Below are 7,113 nucleotides of genomic sequence, written 5' to 3' on the forward strand. Positions count from 1 at the left end.
CTTTACCCATACCACGAAGTACCGCGAGTAAAGTGTCTTTCGATGTGCCCTTACCGCCTTTCAAAGCGACTTTACATGTACCTTTAACTGCACTACCAAACGTTGGGATACAACCAATCAAAGTCAGAGACAGTGCCAACCAATTTTCTGGCTTCTCTCGCTCTTCTTCACTTAATAGTGTCATGATATTGGCTGACAGATCTCGCACATCCGCTGCTTGGTCTACGACGGGAATCATTGTCAGCGCTGTGTTGGCTATGATTTGCTCTACCGATGCATCATCATTAAAGTCACCTAAAATTACCCCCCAGATCCAGCTAGCTGCCCCTGACATTCTCTTCCAAGAGTTTTCCCAGAAACCAACTTCACCTCGTTTAGCTTCTTCAATAATTAATTGGGCATTCGCATTTGGATTGAAATTAGGGTTGTTTTTAGTTGGGATGTTCGGCATGAATTCGCGACTATCTTCACCATAGTCAATGTTAAATTCACCCGGTGCAACCCCACTCACGGAAGCTTTGCCTGCATTATCTAATGTACCTTCAAAGGAAGCGCCGGTTTGATCGACCAGTTTATATGTCGCACCTTGAACAGGTTCCCCATCTGAGTATGAAAGAAACAGATCAACCGTATACGTCCCTTCTTGCTCTTCTGTTACTGAAACCGAAGGGTTTTGAGCGCCGCCTAAACACATGGTGTTGGCTTTATTCATCGTCATTTGATCAGACAGGCGACATACACCGACGCCTTCAAATTTAACGGTAGGAGAAGCTGATATGAATTCGGCCTCGGCTTCAATAGTGCCAGAAGCTACGCCCTTTTTATCACCACCGGCATCGCCAGTACTGGCACTGAATTTACTGCCTTTAATAGCAATGCTGTTACCACCATCCATAGAAACGGTAGTGGTGCCGCCAGCTAAATCAGCGGATTTTGCATTATTGCCATAGGGAATAGGTACAACAGAGTTGCCGACTGTTGTTAAACAAACATCAGGAAGCGTTGCGTTCGCTTAACTCAAAAAACACCGCAACTGAACGTAAAAAGCGCCTTGCGGCGCTTTTAATTCTGACGGTCTAATAACGACCATATGGAGCTGTTGTATCGTACCAAACGTCTACACACCCAGCAGACTTTAAGTCTTTAAGTCTTTAAGTCTTTAAGTCTTTAAGTCTTTAAGTCTTTGAGTCTTTGAGTCTTTAATCTAGTGGAATTGTCTTCAACTTTGATAGATCAAACTTATTGCTAGGTGAACGAATTTGACCATCGAATAGAAGCGAATATGTATTATTCAGGTCAACTTGAACGATGTTCTATCACTGTAGGATCTTGCTCGAACAAAGCCTGAATTAGCACTGATTCAAACTTAAGCGAATCTTTACTATAAACAATGCCAGTATCATTTCTTCCAGTATCATATTGGCTTTGTAAGACTGCTGGCAAAAAGACATACATATTTTCAAAAGGCTCTCCATCGGCTTCATAGTAAGTTACTGTTTCAGTTTTAAAACCATCCGGTACTTTCAAGGTATCTCTTACAAAGACTCCTGGTGAAGGAAAAAAGACTAGAACCAAATCCGGTATTTTGGGAAACAATGAGTTCGACTTAGGTTCCGAAAGCAAACCGTCTTGCTTAAACTTCTGTTCAATCATACAAACTCCATAGGTATGAATTCAATTCCAGTGACTCCAGCTTCTTCTAATGCTTCCTTAACCTTCTCACTAACATAATAAGGATCCTTATAAGTGGATAAAGTGAAGCAGTCATATTCGATATTTGTTGATTTAAATTTATCTATATCGATAACCTCTTCAATCACACTAGAATAACCTCCATAATGGTCATTCAAATCTCTTGCTTCAGATACATCGGGATCAAGTAAATCATAATGGGCGGTTGGATTCATAAATGCATAATTATGATGCAATCCACTACTTTCAACATCGACTGGAACGAATTGAATTCCTGTAAACCCATGCTCATAAAAGACCCGCTGTATCTTTTCACTCGCAAGCTTACCAATTCCCGCTTTTAGGAAATCGGACATCCCACGTTCAGCATAACATTGATCCACTTGGTAAACTCCTCGAGTTTTTAATAGTTTACTTTGAGGCAATGTATATTCTAAAACTAAATTCCACGGCTCCTGGACAGAAAAACTTCCTTCACCATTTTCGAATCTACTGAATAACAGATAGTAATCCATTCTTAATACCCTAATTTTGAAATCACCACGCCAGCATAAGGAATACGCGCCGGAGTGCCACCTTTAGTGGTTCTAAAGTCATGATGCACAGAAGCATCCATTTTCGATAATGTTCGATGTCTGCAAGGAGTTGAATCGTTCTCTATATCTGAATGTTTAAGTTTATTACAGCACCCCTTGTTTCCTTTTTTATAAACATCGTAGTTAGAGTAGTTCAAAGCACCCATTCTACGGAATTGGGTTATCTGCTTATAAACATCTAAGCTATGCTGTTGCATCTCTTTTACTATTAGTTCTAGTGCTTTAGAGTCGTTTTCATTGCAATATTTAGAACCTAGAATAGCATTTCTTAATAAGCTCAACCTTCTTTTCACATTATCAGTATAAGGTGTTGGATGTGATCCACTATCTAAAGGCATTTCATAGAAACATGCCAGTTCGGGAATACCAGGCAAAACAACTATATTATGCCAATCGTTAAGATTGTATCCAAGATACGGTAGCTTTTTGAAAAGAAAATCATTATTTCCCATTTCATTAACAGTAATTATATGATGCGCTTGCAAGTTCTTCTCAAGACCTTCCATTTTGTCTTTCTCAGTAACTCCTAAGGCTTTTAGCTCTTGAAATGCATCTAGTCCTTCCTCGTTATCCCAAATTTGTTCAGGTCTAACATACTTACCGTTCAAGTCTCTGTCATAACAACGAGCATATAGTGGGTGCTGCATTGAAGAACCATTTTTGCGATTGTTGTGCGCCTTTAGTTTAATCCATGGATAATGACCATTCCCAGATGTTCCTCGCCCTGCGAAACCATACTCATCGTCCGTTTTTTTATGGTGCTTACCTTTAAAACCATTTTGGTCGCAGTAAGTCGCCGAAGGCTTTTCTGTTTTCTTCTTCCCTACTTTCTTCTCGCATAACCAACATTCATCGGGCCTCTTTTTTTCTTGGCTGACTTTATCATCATGCGTACCCGCCTCAGCAGACCCTTTATCTGATTGAGAGCCAGCATTCGATTTAGATTTTCCTCTTCTAAGGCTCATATCGACTTTGTCTTTCAGAAACATTAAAGCATCAGGAATATGTTGGTGTGCCTGCTTTTCGACGGCTTCAACCTGAGATTTAAAATTTCCAATTTCCAGCGCATATTCATCGTAGCCAAAGAAAGAGGCTTTTTTGGCTAGCTCGTCTAATACATCAGCGAAACTCAGAATCGCCTCAGAGATAATTTGTAAGACTTCATATTTAATAACATTCCAATCCAGATTACTTAAGAACTTATCTACATCACCTTTACCATATTCTCTAACAAGAGCATAAACGTCATCACGAGATTTGTCTGACTTTACTGCCTTTCCAATTCCTTTTAGAACTGAACCCAAAGTTGGTATGGCGCCGATACCCGACAATGCCAGATCTAACCATGCTTCTTGGTTGTTCTGATTATCTTCTTCACTAAGGAACAAGATGTTTGCAGTTATATCTCTTGCATCGAGAACCTGATCAATTCCCGGGACTACACCAAGTAATGTATTTAACATTATCTGGGCAGTTGTGGGATCTTTATTAAAATCCCCTACAATCCCCCCCCAGAGCCAGCTGCCAATGTAACCCTCCCAGTTTTAATGACGGAGAGTTTTACGCTGCCAGAAAGGCGGGATAGAAGTTATCCAAGAGCATTAAAAATAAGGCCCAGTCGGTATGCGACTAGGCCTTCAAAAAGGAGGTAAATGCTTCCTAACTTACAAACATTACGCATTTCGGCGCTTCATTTAAACGTCTATCACCTAAACATCACCAACATGGTGCTTAAGTAAAGAATTGAACTTAGGTAGATTAAAATATAGCTAAATCATATAAAAGTGGATTATATTAGCACCTAAAATGTGCATCCTCCGTGAATATTCTACATAAGTAATTTTAACAAATCAGTCTATCAAAATGTCCACACCATTTTTTTTGAAGAGAGATTCAAACAACAACTTACTAATATAGTATTTATTCTCACTTGAAATATATAAATACTCAATATGATCATTCTCAGATAATGATGATACAGGTTCAGCAATTATTTCACTATAGTCTTCTAAAGCTTCATCAACACACCCTCTTGAAGGTGATATCATTGAAGGCTCTAAAGAAACTTGTAAATTGCTCAACAATTTATCAAAACAAACATTTCTAACAAATATCCTTTTATTAAGATATTGATTTATGTATAAATCCGGTTCTACTTCAACAATTCGGTTAGAGCAGTTGTCGTGTTTATCTAAATCTTTAAGCTCTATAAATTCTCTCATGACAACATCCACTCCATAGTCCATTTACTTGCAGATATAACCTTGCCTGATTGCAAATCCCCACCATTAAGAACGTTATTAATAAAGCTTTTATGAAACAAGTATGTCATTGAATCTTCAGATGGTTTAAATATAATCCTTTTTTCTATAGGTATTGATGAGATAATTTCAAAGTCTAATTTATCCCCATCAATTATATCTATTACGTTACCGCAGTGAATATATATATAATCTGAGCCATTTACAGAGGCAGGAACGGCTGAGCATTTATAAAGATAAATTGATTTTAATTTTCTGTAAAAATCAACACTTAATAATATATCATTTGAAACGTAGACGTCAAATATAGGCTTAATTTTTTCTGTAGATATAAAATCAAAGCATTTAAAAACAACTGGGGTGAATGAAGCTACAGTTCCATTTGAAAGAATATCAAAGTCACGTTCATCGTCATAACTTACGATGTAATTTACATTTTTATAATTCTCACTGACAATGAAATAATCATCTGAAATTTTATGTGTCATACTCTAAGCCCTTACCAAAGTTCTCTAATTCAAAAACAGTTTTTAGTCTATTGTTATGTTTCATACTATCTATAAGGGGAGATAAGTTATAGCCATGATACCTTTCTACGCAAGACTTTGACTCATCTTTCTTTTTCTCGATATTATCTGTGATCTCTCTACATCCAGGACCATTCTCCCTGTAATCTTTGCCAAATTTGTGAAGAAGCAAGTTAAAACTACTAATCCATTCCAATTTTATGCATGATAGATAATCTACATTAACTAGTACTTCTTGACTCTCAGATTCAGTATCACCAGGGCAAGTCCCTTTTCTACGAAGTAGTTTCAACATATGTAAAATCATCTTGGTAGTAAACATATGATACGACATTCCCATTTGCATATCTGGAATCGCTTCTCCATTATGATTACCATAATGAATCGGTACTTCTAACTCACATGCCATCTGCGATAACGTGGGTAGCGCCACGATGTTTTTACAGTGATTAGTATCATACTTAGCAGCCTCCAACATAGTCCCATATTTAGTCTTGGATGCAGCTTTGACTCCTGAAACAGAAAGAATGTGATGACCGGTAACGGAAACTTTTTCGGAGGCCTCAACATACCAAGGGTGAGCCGAAGGATATTTGTTTGGTTCACTGATTTTGTTAGCTGAACGCCAACAACTTCTTCTCTCAAAGTCGTGCCTTTTACCTGTTTTCACTGTTTTCTTTAAACTTCCTTTATTATTTCCAGAGTAAAGTTTAATTCTTTCGATTTCCATTAGTGGAGTCATTTTTTATTTCCTTTTCGACCCTAGCCTAGCCTTACATGGATGTTTTTTGCTTTTTTTATTTTTCCTACATATTTTGCAAACATACTCAGCCTTGTCATTCTCTTCATTTGTTTTGCTAGCATTTTTACCAGACTGTGCGGTCTCACCAGAGCCATGCTTTACCTTCGCCGGATATGCTCTCTCACTCTTACCCAAAATTCGCGCAAACAATTGGTCAAATTCACCCATCGCTTGTTTTAGTTTATCCGGCACCATTTTATCGATGATTTTCACTTCATCGGCCAACTTTAAGAAGTATTCTGCTAATTCGTCTGCGCCCATGCGATTGGCGTAAGAAGCAAGCTCACTTGCTACTTCGATACAGGGCTTTAAAACATCCGACACAATGTTGCTCGCCTGCTTGGCGTAATCAACCCAATCTAATGTGCGTAAGAACTTTTCTGGATCGCCTTTACCCATACCACGAAGTACCGCGAGTAAAGTGTCTTTCGATGTGCCCTTACCACCTTTCAAAGCAACTTTACATGTACCTTTAACTGCACTACCAAACGTTGGGATACAACCAATCAAAGTCAGAGACAATGCCAACCAATTTTCTGGCTTCTCTCGCTCTTCTTCACTTAATAATGTCATGATATTGGCTGAGAGATCTCGCACATCCGCTGCTTGGTCTACTACGGGGAGCATGGTCAGCGCTGTGTTGGCTATGATTTGCTCTACCGATGCGTCATCATTGAAGTCACCTAAAATTACCCCCCAGATCCAGCTAGCTGCCCCTGACATTCTCTTCCAAGAGTTTTCCCAGAAACCAACTTCACCTCGCTTTGCTTCTTCAATAATTAATTGGGCATTCGCATTTGGATTGAAATTAGGGTTGGTTTTAGTGGGGATGTTTGGCATGAACTCACGGCTGTCTTCACCATAATCAATGTTAAACTCTCCCGGGGCAACGCCACCTACTGAAGCTTTGCCTACATTATCTAATGTGCCTTCAAAGGCAGCGCCGGTTTGATCGACCAGTTTATATGTCGCCCCTTGAACAGGCTCCCCATCTGAGTATGAAAGAAACAGATCAACCGTATACGTCCCTTCTTGCTCTTCGGTTACTGAAACCGAAGGGTTTTGCGCGCCGCCCAAACACATGGTGTTGGCTTTGTTCATCGTCATTTGATCGGACAAGCGACATACGCCGGCACCTTCAAATTTAACGGTAGGAGACGCCGATATGAATTCTGCCTCGGCTTCAATGGTGCCAGATGAGACACCCTTTTTATCACCACCGGCATCGCCAGTAC

Annotated in this window: 7 protein-coding genes and 1 pseudogene; all 8 read right to left on the reverse strand. The window is 39.2% G+C overall.

What is annotated here, in order from left to right; genetic code table 11:
* Nucleotides 1–1,012: pseudogene (locus ACED59_RS23745) on the reverse strand (PAAR-like domain-containing protein); the annotation flags it as partial.
* A 284-nt stretch (nucleotides 1,013–1,296) separates the two neighbouring features.
* Nucleotides 1,297–1,653 carry a hypothetical protein gene (locus ACED59_RS23750; RefSeq protein ID WP_012600839.1) on the reverse strand — a complete coding sequence of 119 codons (357 nt, stop codon included), beginning with the start codon at nucleotides 1,651–1,653 and terminating at the stop codon, nucleotides 1,297–1,299.
* Nucleotides 1,650–2,207 (reverse strand): imm11 family protein, encoded by a 558-nt coding sequence (locus ACED59_RS23755; protein WP_012600840.1) that lies wholly within the window; start codon nucleotides 2,205–2,207, stop codon nucleotides 1,650–1,652. Before ACED59_RS23755 ends, ACED59_RS23750 begins: the two co-directional genes overlap by 4 nt.
* A gap of 2 nt (nucleotides 2,208–2,209) precedes the next feature.
* Nucleotides 2,210–3,751, reverse strand: a complete 1,542-nt coding sequence (locus ACED59_RS23760) for an AHH domain-containing protein (protein WP_371704916.1) — start codon at nucleotides 3,749–3,751, stop codon at nucleotides 2,210–2,212.
* 387 nt (nucleotides 3,752–4,138) lie between these two features.
* The gene (locus ACED59_RS23765) at nucleotides 4,139–4,522 is read right to left on the reverse strand and encodes a hypothetical protein (protein WP_241820703.1); all 384 of its coding nucleotides are present in this window, start codon (nucleotides 4,520–4,522) and stop codon (nucleotides 4,139–4,141) included.
* A complete protein-coding gene (locus ACED59_RS23770) occupies nucleotides 4,507–5,037 on the reverse strand; it encodes a hypothetical protein (RefSeq protein ID WP_017097138.1) in 531 nt (176 codons plus the stop codon). Before ACED59_RS23770 ends, ACED59_RS23765 begins: the two co-directional genes overlap by 16 nt.
* Nucleotides 5,027–5,818 carry an AHH domain-containing protein gene (locus tag ACED59_RS23775; RefSeq protein WP_012600845.1) on the reverse strand — a complete coding sequence of 264 codons (792 nt, stop codon included), beginning with the start codon at nucleotides 5,816–5,818 and terminating at the stop codon, nucleotides 5,027–5,029. The genes ACED59_RS23770 and ACED59_RS23775 overlap by 11 nt, the downstream gene beginning before the upstream one ends.
* A 3-nt stretch (nucleotides 5,819–5,821) precedes the next feature.
* On the reverse strand, nucleotides 5,822–7,113 hold a 1,292-nt coding region (locus ACED59_RS23780; protein ID WP_371731386.1), incomplete at its 5' end, for a PAAR-like domain-containing protein.

The organism is Vibrio sp. FF266, assembly GCF_041439695.1.
Classification (GTDB): Bacteria; Pseudomonadota; Gammaproteobacteria; order Enterobacterales; family Vibrionaceae; genus Vibrio; species Vibrio tasmaniensis_A.

Excerpts from the sequence above, each read along its gene's own strand:
- ACED59_RS23775 (WP_012600845.1), bottom strand. The coding sequence starts at position 5,818 with ATGACTCCACTAATGGAAATCGAAAGAATTAAACTTTACTCTGGAAAT.
- ACED59_RS23755 (WP_012600840.1), bottom strand. The coding sequence starts at position 2,207 with ATGGATTACTATCTGTTATTCAGTAGATTCGAAAATGGTGAAGGAAGT.
- ACED59_RS23770 (WP_017097138.1), bottom strand. The coding sequence starts at position 5,037 with ATGACACATAAAATTTCAGATGATTATTTCATTGTCAGTGAGAATTAT.
- ACED59_RS23750 (WP_012600839.1), bottom strand. The coding sequence starts at position 1,653 with ATGATTGAACAGAAGTTTAAGCAAGACGGTTTGCTTTCGGAACCTAAG.
- ACED59_RS23760 (WP_371704916.1), bottom strand. The coding sequence starts at position 3,751 with ATGTTAAATACATTACTTGGTGTAGTCCCGGGAATTGATCAGGTTCTC.